Origin of the sequence: Thermomonospora curvata DSM 43183 (assembly GCF_000024385.1) — a bacterium.
In the GTDB taxonomy this organism is placed as follows: Bacteria; Actinomycetota; Actinomycetes; order Streptosporangiales; family Streptosporangiaceae; genus Thermomonospora; species Thermomonospora curvata.
Genome location: NC_013510.1, coordinates 3,634,006 through 3,651,460 on the forward strand (window position 1 = coordinate 3,634,006; position 17,455 = coordinate 3,651,460).

General features: G+C 71.1%; 15 protein-coding genes and 1 pseudogene. 8 read left to right on the forward strand and 8 right to left on the reverse strand.

Annotation, left to right across the window (positions count from 1 at the left end):
• Nucleotides 1–72 precede the first annotated feature (72 nt).
• Nucleotides 73–894, forward strand: a complete 822-nt coding sequence (locus tag TCUR_RS15460) for an NUDIX hydrolase (RefSeq protein ID WP_012853464.1) — start codon at nt 73–75, stop codon at nt 892–894.
• Between the two features lie 207 nt (nt 895–1,101).
• Here the strand turns inward: TCUR_RS15460 and TCUR_RS27125 are convergent, their stop codons facing one another.
• The gene (locus TCUR_RS27125; protein WP_169313034.1) at nt 1,102–1,239 is read right to left on the reverse strand and encodes a hypothetical protein; all 138 of its coding nucleotides are present in this window, start codon (nt 1,237–1,239) and stop codon (nt 1,102–1,104) included.
• A gap of 586 nt (nt 1,240–1,825) precedes the next feature.
• Between TCUR_RS27125 and TCUR_RS25045 the strand changes: the two genes are divergently transcribed.
• Together TCUR_RS25045 and TCUR_RS15470 are read left to right on the forward strand one after the other, a co-directional pair.
• Entirely contained in the window at nt 1,826–2,221 is a 396-nt protein-coding gene (locus TCUR_RS25045) for an STAS domain-containing protein (RefSeq protein ID WP_169313035.1), read from the forward strand.
• 205 nt (nt 2,222–2,426) lie between these two features.
• On the forward strand, nt 2,427–3,215 hold the full coding sequence (locus TCUR_RS15470; RefSeq protein ID WP_012853467.1) for a neutral zinc metallopeptidase: 789 nt from the start codon (nt 2,427–2,429) through the stop codon (nt 3,213–3,215).
• 56 nt (nt 3,216–3,271) lie between these two features.
• On the opposite strand, the gene TCUR_RS15475 is transcribed toward TCUR_RS15470, so the two are convergent.
• From TCUR_RS15475 to TCUR_RS28375, 5 genes and pseudogenes are all read right to left on the reverse strand, one after another.
• Entirely contained in the window at nt 3,272–3,568 is a 297-nt protein-coding gene (locus tag TCUR_RS15475) for an MTH1187 family thiamine-binding protein (RefSeq protein ID WP_012853468.1), read from the reverse strand.
• 111 nt (nt 3,569–3,679) lie between these two features.
• Nucleotides 3,680–4,035 (reverse strand): annotated as a pseudogene (locus TCUR_RS15480) (fluoride efflux transporter FluC).
• Nucleotides 4,032–4,499, reverse strand: a complete 468-nt coding sequence (locus TCUR_RS15485; protein ID WP_012853469.1) for a fluoride efflux transporter FluC — start codon at nt 4,497–4,499, stop codon at nt 4,032–4,034. Before TCUR_RS15485 ends, TCUR_RS15480 begins: the two are co-directional and overlap by 4 nt.
• A 185-nt stretch (nt 4,500–4,684) precedes the next feature.
• A complete protein-coding gene (locus TCUR_RS15490) occupies nt 4,685–5,983 on the reverse strand; it encodes an erythromycin esterase family protein (RefSeq protein WP_012853470.1) in 1,299 nt (432 codons plus the stop codon).
• A 14-nt stretch (nt 5,984–5,997) separates the two neighbouring features.
• On the reverse strand, nt 5,998–6,123 hold the full coding sequence (locus TCUR_RS28375) for a hypothetical protein (protein ID WP_012853471.1): 126 nt from the start codon (nt 6,121–6,123) through the stop codon (nt 5,998–6,000).
• 187 nt (nt 6,124–6,310) lie between these two features.
• Between TCUR_RS28375 and TCUR_RS15495 the strand changes: the two genes are divergently transcribed.
• The 3 genes from TCUR_RS15495 (at nt 6,311) to galT (ending at nt 8,454) form a co-directional block, all read left to right on the forward strand.
• The gene (locus TCUR_RS15495) at nt 6,311–6,763 is read left to right on the forward strand and encodes a YbhB/YbcL family Raf kinase inhibitor-like protein (protein ID WP_012853472.1); all 453 of its coding nucleotides are present in this window, start codon (nt 6,311–6,313) and stop codon (nt 6,761–6,763) included.
• A gap of 7 nt (nt 6,764–6,770) precedes the next feature.
• Nucleotides 6,771–7,025, forward strand: a complete 255-nt coding sequence (locus tag TCUR_RS15500) for a DUF6343 family protein (protein WP_012853473.1) — start codon at nt 6,771–6,773, stop codon at nt 7,023–7,025.
• Between the two features lie 394 nt (nt 7,026–7,419).
• A complete protein-coding gene (galT, locus tag TCUR_RS15505) occupies nt 7,420–8,454 on the forward strand; it encodes a galactose-1-phosphate uridylyltransferase (protein ID WP_041439843.1) in 1,035 nt (344 codons plus the stop codon).
• Between the two features lie 28 nt (nt 8,455–8,482).
• Here the strand turns inward: galT and TCUR_RS15510 are convergent, their stop codons facing one another.
• Nucleotides 8,483–8,713 (reverse strand): hypothetical protein, encoded by a 231-nt coding sequence (locus TCUR_RS15510; protein ID WP_012853475.1) that lies wholly within the window; start codon nt 8,711–8,713, stop codon nt 8,483–8,485.
• Nucleotides 8,714–8,882: 169 nt separating this feature from the next.
• Here TCUR_RS15510 and TCUR_RS15515 point away from each other — a divergent pair, with 169 nt between their 5' ends.
• The gene (locus tag TCUR_RS15515; protein ID WP_041439846.1) at nt 8,883–10,079 is read left to right on the forward strand and encodes a L,D-transpeptidase; all 1,197 of its coding nucleotides are present in this window, start codon (nt 8,883–8,885) and stop codon (nt 10,077–10,079) included.
• 196 nt (nt 10,080–10,275) lie between these two features.
• Here TCUR_RS15515 and TCUR_RS15520 read toward each other — a convergent pair whose 3' ends face one another.
• Nucleotides 10,276–11,685: a S28 family serine protease gene (locus TCUR_RS15520; protein WP_012853477.1), complete on the reverse strand. Its 1,410-nt coding sequence runs from the start codon at nt 11,683–11,685 to the stop codon at nt 10,276–10,278.
• A gap of 270 nt (nt 11,686–11,955) precedes the next feature.
• Here TCUR_RS15520 and TCUR_RS25050 point away from each other — a divergent pair, with 270 nt between their 5' ends.
• Nucleotides 11,956–17,451 carry a WD40 domain-containing protein gene (locus TCUR_RS25050; RefSeq protein ID WP_012853478.1) on the forward strand — a complete coding sequence of 1,832 codons (5,496 nt, stop codon included), beginning with the start codon at nt 11,956–11,958 and terminating at the stop codon, nt 17,449–17,451.
• The last annotated feature ends 4 nt before the right edge of the window (nt 17,452–17,455 follow it).

Sequence of the window (17,455 nt, forward strand, 5' to 3'; positions counted from 1 at the left end):
ATGGACGGTGCGTCCCGCCGCGAGTTGAGTTATTCTCAACCAGAGACAATCTCACCTTGAGAAGGATTCGTCGTGAAGCGGACGCCGGACACCCAGCGCGAGGAGGAGTTCCTGGCCTCCTACGACCCGCGCGCCTACGACCCGGTCGCGGTCACGGTCGACGTGGTGGCGCTGACCATCCGCGACGGGGCACTGCATGTGCTGCTGGTGCGGCGCGGCGCCCCGCCGTTCGCGGGCATGTGGGCGCTGCCCGGCGGGTTCGTACGGGGCGTGCGGGAGGCCGAGGACCTGCCGCAGGCCGCCGCCCGCGAACTGGCCGAGGAGACCGGGCTGAGCACCGAGGAGGGCGCGCTGGCCCGGGTGCACCTGGAGCAGCTGGCCACCTACGGCGCGCCCGGCCGCGACCCCCGGATGCGGGTCATCTCCGTGGCCTACCTGGCGTTCGCCCCCGAGCTGCCCGACCCGCGGGCCGGCAGCGACGCCGCCGACGCGGCCTGGGTGCCGGTGGACTCGCTCGGGCTGACCGAGGCGGGGACGCAGCGTCCCGGCACCACCCGCAAGCTGGCCTTCGATCACGCGCAGATCCTGGCCGACGGGCTGGAGCGGGCCCGCAGCAAGCTGGAGTACACCCCGCTGGCCACCGCCTTCTGCGCCCCGGAGTTCACCATCCCCGAACTGCGCGCCGTCTACGAGGCGGTGTGGGGAGAGGAGCTGCACGCCGGCAACTTCCACCGCAAGGTGCTGTCGGTGCCGGGCTTTGTGGAGAGCACCGGGGAGACCACCGAGCGAGGCGGGCGGCGGGGCGGCCCCCGTGCCCGGCTCTACCGGGCCGGCGACGCCCGGCTGCTGCATCCGGCCCTGCTGCGTCCCAGCCGGGAAGAGCAGGTGCGGTGAACCTCGCCGCCGCGGCCCCGGCTTTTCGGACCGGCTTCGTGCGCGGGGGCCGGAGCCGGTCCGAAGCGATCGTCCGCCGCGGCGCGACCAGTGGGGGCCGCGCATCACCGGTGGGACGCCGTCAACCCACCGGCGCCAAGAGCGGTCACCGCGATCACGCCCCGGCCTCCTGAGGATGCGGTGCCGCCCGGTGCCCTCCGGGGACGGTCAGGCGGCCGTGCGCACGTCCAGTGCCCTCAGCAGCTCCTCGGTGAGCGGCGGGCCGGAGTCGGGCCGCAGGTACCAGGCCACGGCTGCGGCGCGTCCGGTCAGGCGCCACTCCCAGTGCCGGTGCAGCGCGGCCACGTCCAGCGTCGGCTCGCCGGCACGGAGGCCGGGTCCGGCCCGGCCGGGCCCGGTCCCGCCGGCCGGAATACCGGGCTCCAGGCCGGATCGCAGGGCGCGTCGGCTTCGTTCGGCGTTTTGCGGACCGGCTCCGCGGTCAAGACGCCGCCCGCCGTGGCCGCCCCGTTCAGAAAATTCGGTCAGCCGGTTATAAGGACCCGCATACCGCCCGGTCACCTCGCCTGGATCACTGAAACGAAAACTCCGCCGTCGATCAGAAGTCCCCTGGCCGGCGGTCGCTTTATCGCGTGCGGGCGACAGCGGCGCCAGGCCGCAATGAAACAAAAAGCAAGCCCGAAAACCGGGCGCGGGAGATGGGCATCCGCACGGGGCCGAGCCGCGCGTCCGGCGGCGCCCTCCGGCCGCGGCGGGGCCGGAGGTTCCGCCCGGGAAGCAGAGCCCTCCTGGGACAGCCCGCGTAAACGAAAAAAGCCGGGCCGGAAAGGACCCCACTCGGTCCAGTGTCAGAAATTACCCGTGTGGGCTCTTGGCAAGGATGCGCACCGGCGCAATGCTGATTTGCCACGAGAATCCCAGTGAGGTCATCGTGGCAGACTCCTCCGTCGACATGGTCGTGGTGGACGGCGACCGTTACACCGTCACGCTGCTGTGCGGAGAGATCGACTGTTATGGCAGTCAAGGGCTGCAGGAACGGCTGCTGGAAGCGGCGCCGGACGCCGGGCGCCCGCTGATCCTCGACATGAGCGGGGTGACGTTCTGCGACGGCAGCGCCCTGTGGACGCTGTCGGCCGTGGAACGCCGGTGCGCCGAACGCCGCGTCGCCTTGGCGATCGTCGGGCTGCGCCCCTTCCTGGGCCACCTGTTCCGAGCCTTCCACATCCATGAGCGCATCCCGCTGTGCGCCACTTTGGACGAGGCGCTCTGGCGGGTGCTGCCGCCCACCGACGCCGACCTCCACGCCTGGCTGGAGTCGGCCGGCTGAGGCCGCCTCCCCTCCCGCGCACCGGCCGCCCCCGGGGAGCGGCAGGCCCGGCGCTCCCGTTTTGGACGCGTCCAATACCGCCTTTGTTCGTGCGCACGCCGGTGCCTTTGTTCACATCCAAGCCCGGATCTAAACCGTGTTCTCCCCCGTCAGAGGGCATATCGGTCGCGCGCACGGCGCGCCGGACGACTGACGGAGAGACACGATGCACATCCCCCGGCGATCCCTGGCCGCCCTCGCCCTGGGCGTCGCGCTGACGGCCTCCAGCGCCTGCACCATCCAAGTCGGCGAGGTCGACGAGGCCGGCCCGGCCGCGTCCGCCACCCCCGCCGTCAACCGGAGCGAAGGCGGCACCGGCACGTCCACCCCGCCCGCCGGCCGGGACGAAGACGGCGCGGCCCAGGGCGTTCAGATCGACGAGACCGAGTATCAGCAGGACATCACCGGGGCGCCGCAAGTGATCGACGACTACTGGCGGACCCACTGGTCGGAGTTCTTCACCGGCACCTACACCTCGCCGCGGGTCTACGGCGGCTACGACGGCAACGACCTGTCTAGCGCGCCGACCTGCGCGGGGCAGCCGGCCACCCCCAACAACGCCTTCTACTGCGTCCCGGAGGACTACATCGCCTGGGACGAGAACCTGATGCGCGCCGGCTACACCCAAGGCGACGCCTGGGTTTACCTGGTCATCGCGCACGAGTGGGGGCACGCCATCCAGAACCGGCTGCGGATGGAGCACGTGGCGCTGGCCAGTGAGCTGCAGGCCGACTGCCTGGCGGGCGCGGCGCTGTACGGGGCCGCGGCGGACGGGACCCTGCGCTTCGAAGAGGGCGACGTCAAGGAGCTGTCCAACGGCCTGGTCGTGATCGGCGACGACAGCGAATGGACCGATCCGCAGGACCACGGCGACCCCATCGAGCGGATCACCGCGTTCGGCAAGGGCCGCGACGGCGGCGTGCGGGCCTGCATTCCCGACGCGCCCTCCTCGTGAGCCGAAGGCCCGGCGGGGACGGCGGCGGTCCCCGCACGGCGCAACGAGGGCGGGCCTCAGCCCCCGCTGAGATACCGCTCCACAGACTCGACCTTCTTGGTCATGGCGTCGGTGACACCGGGCCGCAGGTCGGCCTTGAGCACCAGGCTGACCCGTGGGGCGCGGGCCGCCACCGCCTCGGTCGCGGCCTTGACCACGGCCATCACCTCGTCCCACTCCCCCTCGACGGTGGTGAACATGGCGTCGGTGCGGTTGGGCAGGCCGCTGGCGCGCACCACCCGCACCGCCTCGGCGACCAGCTCACCGACGTCCTCGCCCGCTCCGAGCGGGGTCACTGAGAAAGCGACCAGCACGCTGCGTCCTCCTCATCCACGGCGGGTCCCCGCGACCGCGCCTCCCCTGTCATGATCTTCGAACCTTCCGGGCCGCCTCGCCGCACGGCGCTCTCTTCGGCAGGACCGGCCCTAGCAGGCGGCGGCCAGGGCCATGCCGCAATAGGCGGCGCCCAACCCGGCCGTGACCGAGGCCGCGACGTTCAGCAGCGCCGGCGTCCGGGCGCCCTGCTCGGCCAGGCGGAACGTCTCGTAGCCGAAGGTGGAGTAGGTGGTCAAAGCGCCGCAGAAGCCGGCCCCGGCCAACGCCGTGAGCCCCTCCCCGGCGGGCAGGGCGGCCAGGAAGCCCAGCAGGGCCGAGCCGGTGACGTTCACGGTGAAGGTGCCCCAGGAAAGGCCGAGTCGTGGCGGGCCTGCACGGCGCGGTCCACCAGGTAGCGCAGCGGCGCGCCCAGCGCGGCGCCCAGGGCCACCAGCAGGGCGGTCACCGCCGCCCCTGCCCGGTGAGGCGGCGGGCGAGCAAACGCATCGCCCATGCGCCGGCGGCGACGGCGGCCGGCGCGGCCAGGGCGGTGCCGGCCAGATAGGCCAGCGCGGTGCGCGGGGCACCGGCGCTCAGCGCGGCGTGGGCGTCCATGACGTAGGCGGAGAAGGTGGTGAAGCCGCCGAGCACGCCCACCCCCAGGAACGGGCGGACCAGCGGGTGGGCCCGCCACACCTCGGTGATCGCGACCATGAGCACGCCGATCAGCAGGCAGCCGGCCACGTTGACGGCGAAGACCGCCCAGCCGAAGCCGCCCGGGTCCGCGGGGAAGGCCGCCGTCAGGCCGTACCGGGCCAGCGCGCCGATCGCGCCGCCCGCCGAGACGGCGCCGAGCACGGCCCACGGCGCAGGACGCGGCTCTTGCCGCAGCGCCGGAACGTTCGAGTGAATGGGCTCGGCGTCGAGCACGCCCCTCCTCCTCCGCCATCACGATCGACCGGTTCCGACCCCAGGCTAGGCCGCGCCTCGCAGTGGGCCGTTTCGAGCGCGTGATCCCAGGCGCCGGGTGAACCGCCACGCCGCGCCGGTGCCCGGCGGAGAAAGGGACGAGCCGCCGCCCCGGACGCCCGGCCGGGCGTCCGGGGCGGCTCGGGTCACGCCGGCAGCGTCTGGGCCTCGCCGCGCCGGACGGGCTGCGGGTGCAGCGGCGACAGCGGCGAGGTCCAGGAGAACCAGCACAACGCGTCGTACCGGTCGGCGAGCGTGGTGGGGACGAACTGGCGGTGGTCGCGGTCGGGGTCGTAGACCACCCCGATCGCGCGGTGCCCGCGCCGGGCGGTCAGCCAGGGCTGGTCCGGCCCGTCGGCGAACACGAACAACGCCTGGTCCAGTTCGACCTCCCGCATCAGCAGCTCCTCCAGGGAGCCGTGCATCGGCGCGGGCACCGGCATGGTCTCCATCGGGCCGTCCCAGTGCGAGGCGGCGATGACGTTGCCGTGCCCGCCGGCGAACCCGACCACGGCCACCCGGTCCCGGCCGTGGCGTTCCCGGACCAGCTGCCCCAGGCTGACCATTCCCGAGTCGGCCATGGCGGTGGCGCGGGCGTCCCCCACGTGGGTGTTGTGCGCCCACACCACGGCCCGCGCCCGGGGGCCGTGGAGGGCCAGCAGGCGGTCCAGGGTGTCGGCCATGTGCGCATCCCGCAGGTTCCAGGCCTGCGGGCCGCCCTCGAGCATCGCCCGGTAGTAGCGGGCGGCGCCGGCCTCGGCGTTCTTTTCGACGTCGAGCTCCTCGGCGACGGCGTCGGAGCCGGCGGTGCGGCGCAGCCCGGTCAGCAGCTCCAGCGCCTCCGCTTCGCAGCCTTCGGGGACCAGCCGGCTCTTCCAGGCGTAGACCTGCGGGTTCTCCCCGTAGGGGTCGAAGCAGCGGTAGGCGTTGCGGGCGATGCCGAGGTAGTCGGGGTGGTGTTCGGTCAGGTAGGCGTGCACCGTGTGCAGCGACTCCCACAACCCGTAGACGTCCAGCCCGTAGAAGCCGACCCGCCGGTGGGGCGGCAGCTCGGAGTTGTGGGCGAGGTTGTGCTCGCGCAGCCACCGGCAGAACCTGGCGGTCTCCTCGTTGGCCCACACCCAGGCGGGCCAGCGGCGGCGGGCCTCAAGGACGCGGCGCGGGTCCTGCGGCGCCTCCGGCGTCCCGGTGACGCTGCGGCGGATCTGCCGGCAGTCCCGCCAGTCCCACTCGACCGCCACGAAGGAAAAGCCGTGCTCGGCGATGAGCCGCCGGGTCAGGGCCGCCCGCCAGGCGTAGTACTCGTGCGTGCCGTGGCTGGCCGCGCCCAGCAGGACGCAGCGGGCGCCGCCGATGCGCGCCAGCAGCGGGTCCAGGTCGCTTTCGTACTCCAGCGGCAGGGCGGCGCCGTAGATGTCGGCCTCGTCGGGAGTTTCGTTGAGCATGGCGGCCTCCGGTCTCAGCGCTCGTCTCGGGGGGTCTCGGCCCACCCGCCCCACTTGCCGGAGGCGGTTCCCTCCTCCTCCCGCTGCGTCCTGGTCTCGGCCCGTGCGCCGTCGTAGGCGCGGGTTCGCGGACGGTGCATCCGGATCTCCCCCGTTCTGCCACTCGGTTCCGTCTTCCGTCTCCGCCCGCCTTCCCGGTTTCCCGGGTTCGATGCGGCGAACGCCCCGCTCACGCGTCCCCGGCGCGGCCGGGCGGCCTCACCGGGGCCTGTTTTCCGCGCCGGGAAAGCGGCGTGTCGGACGGGGTGCAGCGGGCACGCCGGGGTCATGCACACGATCGAACTGCACAGCCCGGCCTTCGACGACCATGCGCCGATCCCGCGGGAGCACTCCCACGCCTCAGGGGACGTCTCGCCGCCGCTGGAGTGGTCGCAGGTTCCCGACGAGGCGGTCGAGCTGGCCTTGGTCTGCGAGGACCCGGACGCGCCCGGCGGGACGTTCGCGCACTGGCTGCTGGCGGGGATCCCGCCCGAGACCGAGGGGATCGACGCCGGTGAGGAGATCCCCGGGGCGGTGGCCGGGCGCAACGACTACGGCGCTCTCGGTTACGGCGGCCCGCACCCGCCCGCCGGGGACGCCCCGCACCGGTACTTCTTCCGCCTGACGGCGCTGTCGGAGCCGTCCGGCCTGCGTCCCGGGTTCACCGCCGACGACCTGCAGGAGGCCATCGAGGACAAGGTGGTCGGCGAAGGCGTCCTGGTCGGCACGTTCGGCAGGTGAGCCTCCCATGCCCGTGCACGATCGCAGGCCGCCGCGCGGCACCGAACCGCTGAACGCCCGCAGCCCGCTGGGGGTGCGGATGGTGCTGTCCGGCCTGGCGCTGGTCGCCGGAATCGTCGCCGCCGTGGTGTTCGGGGTCCTGGCGGCCGGCGGCACCTCCCCGGTGGCGGGGTTCTGGACGGCGGCGGCGATCAGCGCGGCCGTCGCGGTGATCGCCGCCATCGACCTGTGGGTGCTCCGCCGCCGCAGCCGCGCCCCATGACCCATCACAGGAAGGAGCCGACATGGCTTCCGCAACGCCTCTCCCCGGGGCGGTGCACCCGTCGCCGGTTCCCAAGCCGCCCCCGCGCCCGAGCCCGGCCCCCGAACCGGCGCCGCAGCCGCCGGGCCCGATGCCGCCGCCCCGGCCGATGCCCGAGCCGGCCCCCGGGTCCGGCGCCGCCGCAGCCCGACCCCGAGCCGGTGGGCCGGGGCGTGGTCTCGCCCGGCCGGAGCGCTTGAGCCGGCGGTTCCGTCGAGCCCGGGGAAGGCACGCCCCGGTGTGCCGGGCTCCGCCCGGATTCCCCTCCTCCGGCCGGTGCGATCTAGGCTCGGGGACCGGCGCGGACGACGCGTCCGGCGCCGGGAGCAGGCGGAAGGGAGGCCCGGTGGGTCGGGTGAGGCGCACCGTGACCCGGCTGGCGGACGGACGGGAGCTGATCTACTTCGACCGGTGCGAGCGCCCCGGCCGCGACGCCGTCGACACCCGGCCGGCCGGCGGGCCGCCGCCGGTCTCGGAACTGCGGTACGACCCGCTGCTGGAGGAGTGGGTGACGATCGCCGCGCACCGGCAGGGCCGCACCTTCCTGCCCGGCGAGGACGCCTGCCCGCTGTGCCCGTCGGCGCCGGGACGGCCCACCGAGATCCCCGCCGCCGACTACGAGGTGGTGGTGCTGGAGAACCGGTTCCCCACCTTCCAGCCCGGCGCCACCGGGGGGCGCTGCGAGGTGGTGTGCTTCAGCCCCGACCACCACGCGTCCTTCGCCGACCTGCCGCCGCAGCAGGTGCGCACGGTCATCGAGGCGTGGGCCGACCGCACCGCCGAGCTGTCGGCGCTGCCCGGGGTGGAACAGGTCTTCTGCTTTGAGAACCGGGGCGAGGAGATCGGGGTGACGCTGCGCCACCCGCACGGCCAGATCTACGCCTACCCGTTCGTCCCGCCGCGCACCCGGCAGATGCTGGCGGCCGTCCGCCGGCACGCCGAGCGCACCGGCGGGGACCTGTTCGCCGAGCTGCTGGCGGCCGAGCGGGAGGCCGGCACCCGCGTGGTGGCGGCCAACGAGCTGTGGACGGCGTTCGTGCCGCACGCGGCCCGCTGGCCGTTCGAGGTGCACCTGTACCCGCACCGGCGGGTGCCGGACATCTGCGCGCTGGAGGAGGCCGAGCGGGACGCCTTCGCCGCGCTCTACCTGGATGTGCTGGGCCGTTTCGACCGGCTCTTCGGCCGTCCCATGCCGTATGTGGCGGCCTGGCATCAGGCGCCGGTGCGGCACGAGCGGGAGCTGGCGTACCTGCATCTGCGGCTGTTCAGCATCCGGCGGGCCGCCGACCGGCTGAAGTACCTGGCCGGGTCGGAATCGGCCATGGGGGCGTTCATCAACGACGTCCGCCCCGAGGAGGCGGCCAGGCTGCTGCGCGCGGCAGGGGATTGAAGGCCGCACGGCGCCCGGCCGCCCCCGCTCACCGCCAGCCGAGGCTCTCGGCGGCCTCGTCGGGGGCGTACCCGCAGTGCCCCGCCTCGCCGATCCACACCAGGCCGTCGGCCTCGGCGACCGGCCCGATCCGGTGCTCTTGCGGCAAGCGGGGCTGGACCGCCAGCCGCACCCGCAGCTTCGGGTCGAACTGCTGCAACGCGGCCACCAGCTCACCGACCGTGATCTCCCTGGGTTGACCTCGTCTATGCCGTCCCATGTCCTGCTCCATACCAGCCGACGACCCTATGTAATCACCCTCCGGAGCTGATATCTAACACCGAGTGATGATGACATTGGGCTCGCTTGACCCGGGCATGTCGTTCTACGGTGAGGAAAAGGGCCGATCCCTCGGAAAGAGGGAGCAACGCACAGCGCGGGGCAAGCCAGTGAACCTCCTGCACATCGGCAAGACCGCGGCGGCCATCGCCGCGGCGCTGCTCGCCCTGACCGGCTGCTCCGGCGGCGCCGCCGAGACCGCCCGGCACCGCTCGGCGCCCGAGCCGGCGCGGCTGACCATCACCCCGGCGGACGGGACGCAGCGGGCGCGCCCCGATCACCCGATCGTCGTGCAGGCGGCGGGCGGCACGATCCGGCAGGTGACGGTCGAGCGGGTGGACGCCGAAGGCGGCGTCGCAGACGGCGGGGTCGAGGGGACGCTGAGCGCCGACCGCACCCGGTGGACCTCCCGCTGGACGCTGGCCCCGGACACCGGCTACCGGGTGACCGCCGTCGCCGTCTCCCCCGACGGCCGGGCCGCCACCCTCACCAGCACGTTCACCACGCTCAAACCCAAGGAGACCATCCGGGTCAGCGCCGTGGCGCCGATGCAGGACGAGACGGTCGGCGTCGGCATGCCGATCATCTTGAGCTTCGACCGTCCCGTCTACAACAAGGCCGAGGTGGAGCGGGCCCTGCAGGTGACGGCGTCCAAGCCGGTGGAGGGCGCCTGGCGGTGGGTGGGCCGCCAGCAGGTGATCTACCGGACCAAGAAGTACTGGCCCGCGCACACCGAGGTGAAGCTGACCGCCCGGATGAAGGGCGTGCGGGCCGCCAAGGACGTCTACGGCACCCGCAACCTGACCTTGCGTTTCAAGGTGGGCGATGAGCAGATCAGCACCGCCAGCGCCCGTACCCACCAGATGACCGTCACCAAGAACGGCAAGGTCGTCCGCAAGATCCCGGTCAGCATGGGCAAGGCCACCAAGTACGCCTACACCACCACCAGCGGCGTCCACCTGACCATGGAGAAGGCCTACCACGTGGTCATGGACTCGGCGACGGTCGGCATTCCCAAGGGGCATCCGGAGTATTACCGGCTGGACGTGTACTACGCGGTGCGGATCTCCAACAGCGGCGAGTTCACCCACAGCGCCCCCTGGTCGGTGTACGCGCAGGGCCGCGCCAATGTCAGCCACGGCTGCGTGAACATGAGCCCGGCGAACGCCGCCTGGTTCTACCGGTTCACCCGGCGCGGCGACATCTACAAGATCACCGGCACCAGCCGTGAGCTGGAATGGGACAACGGCTGGGGCTACTGGCAGCTGTCGTGGAAGGAATGGAAGAAAGGCAGCGCCCTGAACTGAACCCTTTGCAACACATGGCCCAGGCGCCGTGGGCGGGGCTTTGAAGGTGTCCGGTGCCGCGGCGTTCCCGTTTCGATGCGTGGAGACGGCGTGTTGAAAACCCGACAGGCCCGTTCCGTGGGTGATGCGGCGTGCCGCCCGTCCCCCGGACGGCCCTGACACGGGATGCCAGGCCGTCCGGGGGCGGGCCGCGCGGTTACAGCGGGGGACGCCGGTCGCGCACTTCGTCGTAGACGTCGATCAGGCCGGGGCGGACGCGCTGGAAGGAGACCTCGTCTTCCAGGCCCGCCCAGCGGCGCAGCGCGGCGATCGCCTCCCGGCGCTGCTCCTCGGGCAGGTACTGGATCAGCCTGCCGCTGTGGTTGAGCCCGGCCACCTCGTACCACAGCGAGTCACGGGTGCCCGGACCCAGGCGGAACGGCTCGGCCGTCCACGGGTCGTTCCCGCCGTACAGGAACATCAGGCGGCGTCCGTGGTGCCGCACCCACCGGTCGATGTCGGCCATCGCCGTGGGGTCGAAGCGCATCTGCCTGCGCAGGTCGGCCGGGACGAACCAGCGCGGCTTGTACAGGCCGGGATAACGGCGCACGTCCTTGAGGTGACGGAACTTGGGTTCGGGCCAGCCGAGCTGGGTGCCGGCCTGGAAGTAGTACGGCAGGTACGGCTCCAGGCCCTGGTCGGTGTAGAAGGAGAAGCCCGCCACTTCGTCGACGAACTTCCACAGCTCGTCGGTGGAGGCGTCAGTGGACGGCACCGAGTCGCAGTCGGACTCCAGCCGGTACTGCCAGAAGGCCCATTCGGTGTCGAGCACGGTGGCCTCCAGCGCCCGGTCGGCGCCGCCGAGATTGCCGAAGGTCAGGCCGTTCTCCGCGGCGTACGCCTCATAGCGCCGCACGAACTCCTCCCGGCGTTTCAGCACCTCGCGCTGGACGTCTTTGAGGGCGCTGCGGCAGGCGGGGTCGGAGCCGACGGTCTCAAAGAAACGGTCGTAGGCCTTGTCGTGGGCGTTGACGACATCGTTGGGGGCGACATAGGCGACGGTGGCGTCCACATCCGAGGGATAAAAGCGCCGGTGATAGACCGAGGCCATACCTCCCTTGCTGCCGCCGGTGGACACCCATTTGGCGGAGTAGATCGGCTTGAGCGCCTTCACCAGCCGGTGGTGGTCGGTGGCCGCCTGCCAGATGTTCAGCGTGGACCAGTCGGCCGGCTGCGGCCGGGACGGCGTGAAGAACCGCTGCTCCACCGAGATCTGGTTACCGTCCACCAACTGGGTCGGCTCGGCCCGGAACGGCACCTCCGCCACGTGGTAGCCGGAGGTGTGCAGCACCATCGGCCGTGCGGTGTCCTTGTGCATGAGGGTCAGCCGCTGCTCGAACGTCCCCGCATTCGGTTTGCGATGGTCGATCGGCTGCCGGTAACTCAGCATGAAGAACCGATAGTCAGAAGTCCCCGAGGGTCTTTCCCAAAGCACCCGCATGCCGGGAATGGCCTCCAGTCGCTCGACGATGTCGCCCACCGCCGCATGGGACGGCACCGTCACCACCGGGCCCAGCATCCCGGCGACGGCCACGGCCGAGAGCAGCCTCCTACTACGGACTTTCATCCGCACCTCCCAGGAAACGCGACCCCGACGCCGCGACCCTAGAGGCGGACAGACTGAGCGCGCCATTTGTCTGGTCCGTTTCTTTACCGACCTGTAGCACACCAACTGCCCGTTTAGGGATCGATCGGGACACGCTTCCCAGCGCCGACAATCCAGCAATCGGCCACACAGGCGCCATAACTCTCTAGGATGGAGCGTTAGGGCGCTTTCGCCGCTGATCTGGCGGGACGAGACGGAAGCTCCCTTGGGCTGGTCACCGGGGGGAGGGCGATGTCGCAGGGCCGTTCCGTCACCGTGCTTCACGTCTCCGACACGCAGTTCGGCAAGGAGCACAGGTTCGGCGAAGAAGGCCTGACCCCAGGGGATCGGCGCCACTCGTCTCTGGCCGCCCGGATACTGAAGGACGTCCGTCATCTGGAAGATGAGCACGGCCTGCGTCCGGATTTGGTGGTGGCCTCCGGCGACCTGGCCGAATGGGGTCTCCCGAAGGAGTTCAAGCAGGTCCAAGAGTTCCTGGAGGAGCTGACCGACGGTCTTGGCCTGAGCCGCGACCGGGTGGTGATGGTCCCGGGCAATCACGACGTCAGCCGACGCAAGTGCCGGCGGTACTTCGAGGAGTGCGAGGACAACGACACCGAGCCGATCCCGCCATATTGGCCCAAGTGGGAGCCATTTTCGGCGATGTTCGCCGACTTCTACGCCGACGTGCCGGGGGTGCGCTTCCTCAGCGACCAGCCTTGGACGCTGTATGAGATGCCCGAGCTGCGGACGGTGGTGGCGGCGCTGAACTCCACGATGGCCGAGAGCCATCGGGAGGAGGACCACTATGGATACTGCGGCGAGGAACAGCTCCAGTGGTTCGCCGACCGTCTGCGCCGCTTCAAGGAGGAGGGCTGGCTGCGGATCGGGGTGATGCATCACAACCCGGAGATCAGCGACGAGACGGATGAGGCCTTCCTCCGCGACCGCGACAGGTTCACCGAGCTCCTCGCCCCCTCCCTGAACCTGCTGCTGCACGGCCACACCCACCAGGCCGCCCTGTGCTCCCTCGGCCCGGACGGCCTGCCGGTGCTGTGCGCGGGCAGCGCGGGAGTGCGCCCGCAGGCCCGCCCCGCGGAGGTGCCCAACCAGTACCAGCTCATCCGGATCACCGCCGGGCACCTGGAGGTGTACGGACGCCGCTACAACCCCTCACGTCGCCGTTGGGAGGGCGACACCGGCATCGGCAAGGGCCGTGAAGAGTGGGTGCGGCGGTTCCGACACCAGTTCGAGGACGTCCACGGGATCTTCCCCGACCCGCGCTCGGCCGACGACCGTTCCCCGGCCGACCCGCGACACGACCGGGAGCGATCCCCCCACGAGTTCGGCGGTCCATCCGTCCCGCGAGACGACCTGCTCGCCCGCCTCCAGGAGATCTGCACGCTCCACTGGCCCGAGGCGCGGATCGAACGCATCGCCCCAGCTCCCGGCCGCCCTCAGGAGTACCTGCGGGTGACCAAGAAGGAAGGCCCGGCTCAGATCTCCCAGTTTCCGATCGGCGCCTTCCAGGGGACGCCGACGCGCGAGGACATCGCGGTCTTCATCGCCCAGGTCGACGCTCGGCTGCGGCCTGGTGACCCGACGATGGTCTCTCACCTGGTCTATGAGGGCGAGCCCGTCCCCGACGAGCTGCGGCTGTGGGCCGGCAAGCAGGGGGTGTGGGTGCGCTCGCTGCTGGAGTTCGAAGGCGTGGTCGATCTGCGCCCCTACGCCAAGCGCCAGGCCGAGCGGCTGGCGGCCGATGAAAGCTACCTGCCGGAGCTGTATGTGCCGCAGCGATACACGCTGCTGCGCGGTCGCCACGACCAGTTCATCAAGGAGCCCGGCACGGACCTGCTGGCCCGATTGCAAGAGTGGGTGGCCGACCCCGAGGGCCGGTTCGTGGTGCTGCTGGGCGAGTTCGGCCACGGTAAAACCTTCGCACTGCGCGAGCTGGCTCGGCGCATCCACGAAGAGGGTCGTCCCCCGGTCGTCCCGATCTTCATCCAGCTCCGGGCGCTGGAGAAAACGCACAGCCTGGAAGAACTGCTGGCCGTCCACCTCACCGCGGGTGGCGAGCAGCGGATCGATCACCCGCGGCTGCAATACCTCATCCGCGAAGGGCGGGTACTGCTGCTGTTCGACGGGTTCGACGAGCTGGCCCTGCGCGTCACCTACGACCAGGCCGCCGAGCATCTCGGCCAGTTGGTGCGGGCCGCCACCGGCCGAGCGAAGGTGGTGCTGACCAGTCGCACCCAGTACTTCCTATCCGACAAACAGGTCGAGACCGCCCTCTCAGAGAAAACCACCATCCCCGGCCGGCAACTGGTCAAGCTGCAAGGCTTCAACGAAGACCAGATCCTGGCCTACCTGACCAAATGCCTGAAGGGCGACGAGGTCGCCGCCCGCTCCTGGTTCGAGCTGCTGGACGAGGTCAAGGACCTGCTCGGGCTGTCGGCCAACCCCCGGATGCTCGGCTTCATCACCCGCCTGGAGCGCACCCGGCTGGAGCGGATCCGGGCCCGTGAGGGTGAGATCAGCGCGGCCCGGCTCTACCGGGAACTGCTCGACCAGTGGCTCGGCTACGAATACGGCCGCGCCCATATGCCCGGTTCTCCCCCGACTCTCAGCAAGGAAGAACGGTGGGAGGCGGTGCGTGTGCTGGCCCTGCGGCTGTGGGAATCCGGCGAGGACGCCTTGGGTGTGGCCGACCTCAGCGAGGTCGCCGCCGCCCTGCGCAATCTCGCCGAACGTCAGCTCACCCCCGAGCAGGCCGCCCACATGATCGGCTCGGGCACACTGCTGACCCGCAGCGAGGACGAGCGCTTCAGCTTCGTCCACGGTTCGGTGATGGAGTGGCTGGTCGCTGAGGAGGCGGCCCGTCGGCTCACCGCAGGCGAGCCGTTCCCGGCCCTGCTCAGCCAACAGTCGATCTCGGAGCTGATGGCCGATTTCCTGTGCACCCTGGCCGGTGAGCAGACCGCAGTGGCCTGGGCCGAACGAGTGCTGGCCAGCGGCGAACAGGACAACACCGCCAAGATCAACGCCCTGCTGTTGTGGAAGCGCCGGCGCCGCATCACCTCGCAGCCTTCCGCTCCGCCCAAGGCCATCCGGCTTAGCGGCGCAGACATACAGGGCCGGGATCTGTCCGCCCTAGACCTCCGCAACGCCAACCTGAACGGAGCCGACCTGCGCGACTGCCGACTGGACAACGCCGACCTGACCGGCGCCGACCTGACCGGGGCCGACCTGAGAAACGCCTCCTTGAATGGGACGATTCTGAATGGGGCGATCCTGCGGAGTGCCAAACTCGACTACTGCTCCGGCACCGCCACCAGTCTTTCTGGGGCCGACCTGCGGGATGCTTCCCTTGAAGCCGCCCGCCTGTTCCAGGCCGACCTCCGCCTAGCCAAGGTCACCGGCTCCCGCTGGCAGCGCGCTGCGCTTCTCGGCGCGGTCTTGGACGATGGCGCTCTTGATGAATGCGACACTGCCGGAGCTGCTCTCCCACCCTTCAGGCAACCCCGGCTGGAAACCTCACCCAGTCGGCAAGCCACGTACACCACGGTGGCGTGGAGCCCGGACGGCAAACTCATCACCACCGCCAGTGACGACGGCACCGCCCGCATCTGGGACACCACCACCGGACAAACCCTCCACACCCTCCACGGCCACACCGGCCCCATCTGGGACCTGGCCTGGCACCCCAACGGACACCACCTCGCCACCGCCAGTGACGACGGCACCGCCCGCATCTGGGACACCACCACCGGACAAACCCTCCACACCCTCCACGGCCACACCGACTGGGTAAGCGCCCTGGCCTGGCACCCCAACGGACACCACCTCGCCACCGCAAGCCGCGACGGCACCGCCCGCATCTGGGACACCACCACCGGACAAACCCTCCACACCCTCCACGGCCACACCGACTGGGTAAGCGCCCTGGCCTGGCACCCCAACGGACACCACCTCGCCACCGCAAGCCACGACGGCACCGCCCGCATCTGGGACACCACCACCGGACAAACCCTCCACACCCTCCACGGCCACACCGACTGGGTAAGCGCCCTGGCCTGGCACCCCAACGGACACCACCTCGCCACCGCAAGCCACGACGGCACCATCCGCATCTGGGACACCACCACCGGACAAACCCTCCACACCCTCCACGGCCACACCGACCCCATCTGGGACCTGGCCTGGCACCCCAACGGACACCACCTCGCCACCGCAAGCCACGACGGCACCGCCCGCATCTGGGACACCACCACCGGACAAACCCTCCACACCCTCCACGGCCACACCGACTGGGTAAGCGCCCTGGCCTGGCACCCCAACGGACACCACCTCGCCACCGCAAGCCACGACGGCACCGCCCGCATCTGGGACACCACCACCGGACAAACCCTCCACACCCTCCACGGCCACACCGACCCCATCTGGGACCTGGCCTGGCACCCCAACGGACACCACCTCGCCACCGCAAGCCACGACGGCACCGCCCGCATCTGGGACACCACCACCGGACAAACCCTCCACACCCTCCACGGCCACACCGACTGGGTAAGCGCCCTGGCCTGGCACCCCAACGGACACCACCTCGCCACCGCAAGCCACGACGGCACCGCCCGCATCTGGGACACCACCACCGGACAAACCCTCCACACCCTCCACGGCCACACCGACCCCATCTGGGACCTGGCCTGGCACCCCAACGGACACCACCTCGCCACCGCAAGCCGCGACGGCACCGCCCGCATCTGGGACACCACCACCGGACAAACCCTCCACACCCTCCACGGCCACACCGACCCCATCTGGGACCTGGCCTGGCACCCCAACGGACACCACCTCGCCACCGCCAGTGACGACGGCACCGCCCGCATCTGGGACACCACCACCGGACAAACCCTCCACACCCTCCACGGCCACACCGACTGGGTGCGCGCCCTGGCCTGGCACCCCAACGGACACCACCTCGCCACCGCAAGCCACGACGGCACCGCCCGCATCTGGGACACCACCACCGGACAAACCCTCCACACCCTCCACGGCCACACCGGCCCCATCTGGGACCTGGCCTGGCACCCCAACGGACACCACCTCGCCACCGCAAGCCACGACGGCACCGCCCGCATCTGGGACACCACCACCGGACAAACCCTCCACACCCTCCACGGCCACACCGGCCCCATCTGGGACCTGGCCTGGCACCCCAACGGACACCACCTCGCCACCGCAAGCCACGACGGCACCGCCCGCATCTGGGACACCACCACCGGACAAACCCTCCACACCCTCCACGGCCACACCGGCCCCATCTGGGACCTGGCCTGGCACCCCAACGGACACCACCTCGCCACCGCAAGCCACGACGGCACCATCCACATCTGGGACACCACCACCGGACAAACCCTCCACACCCTCCACGGCCACACCGACTGGGTAAGCGCCCTGGCCTGGCACCCCAACGGACACCACCTCGCCACCGCAAGCCGCGACGGCGCCATCCGCATCTGGGACATCACCAGTGGAACCCCGCTCAGCACACTCCTCCCGCTCCAGGACGGAACCGCTGTCTTCGACGCGACCGGGCTGATCTACAAAGTGGACGGCACCGTGAATGGAGAGTTCTGGTGGTCGATCGGGCTGTGCCGGTTCGAGCCCGGCGAGCTGGATCCATATCTGCCCGAGCTGCGTCGAATTCCCTGGAATGCACCGATCCCCGCTGACCGGGAGGGGTGATCCG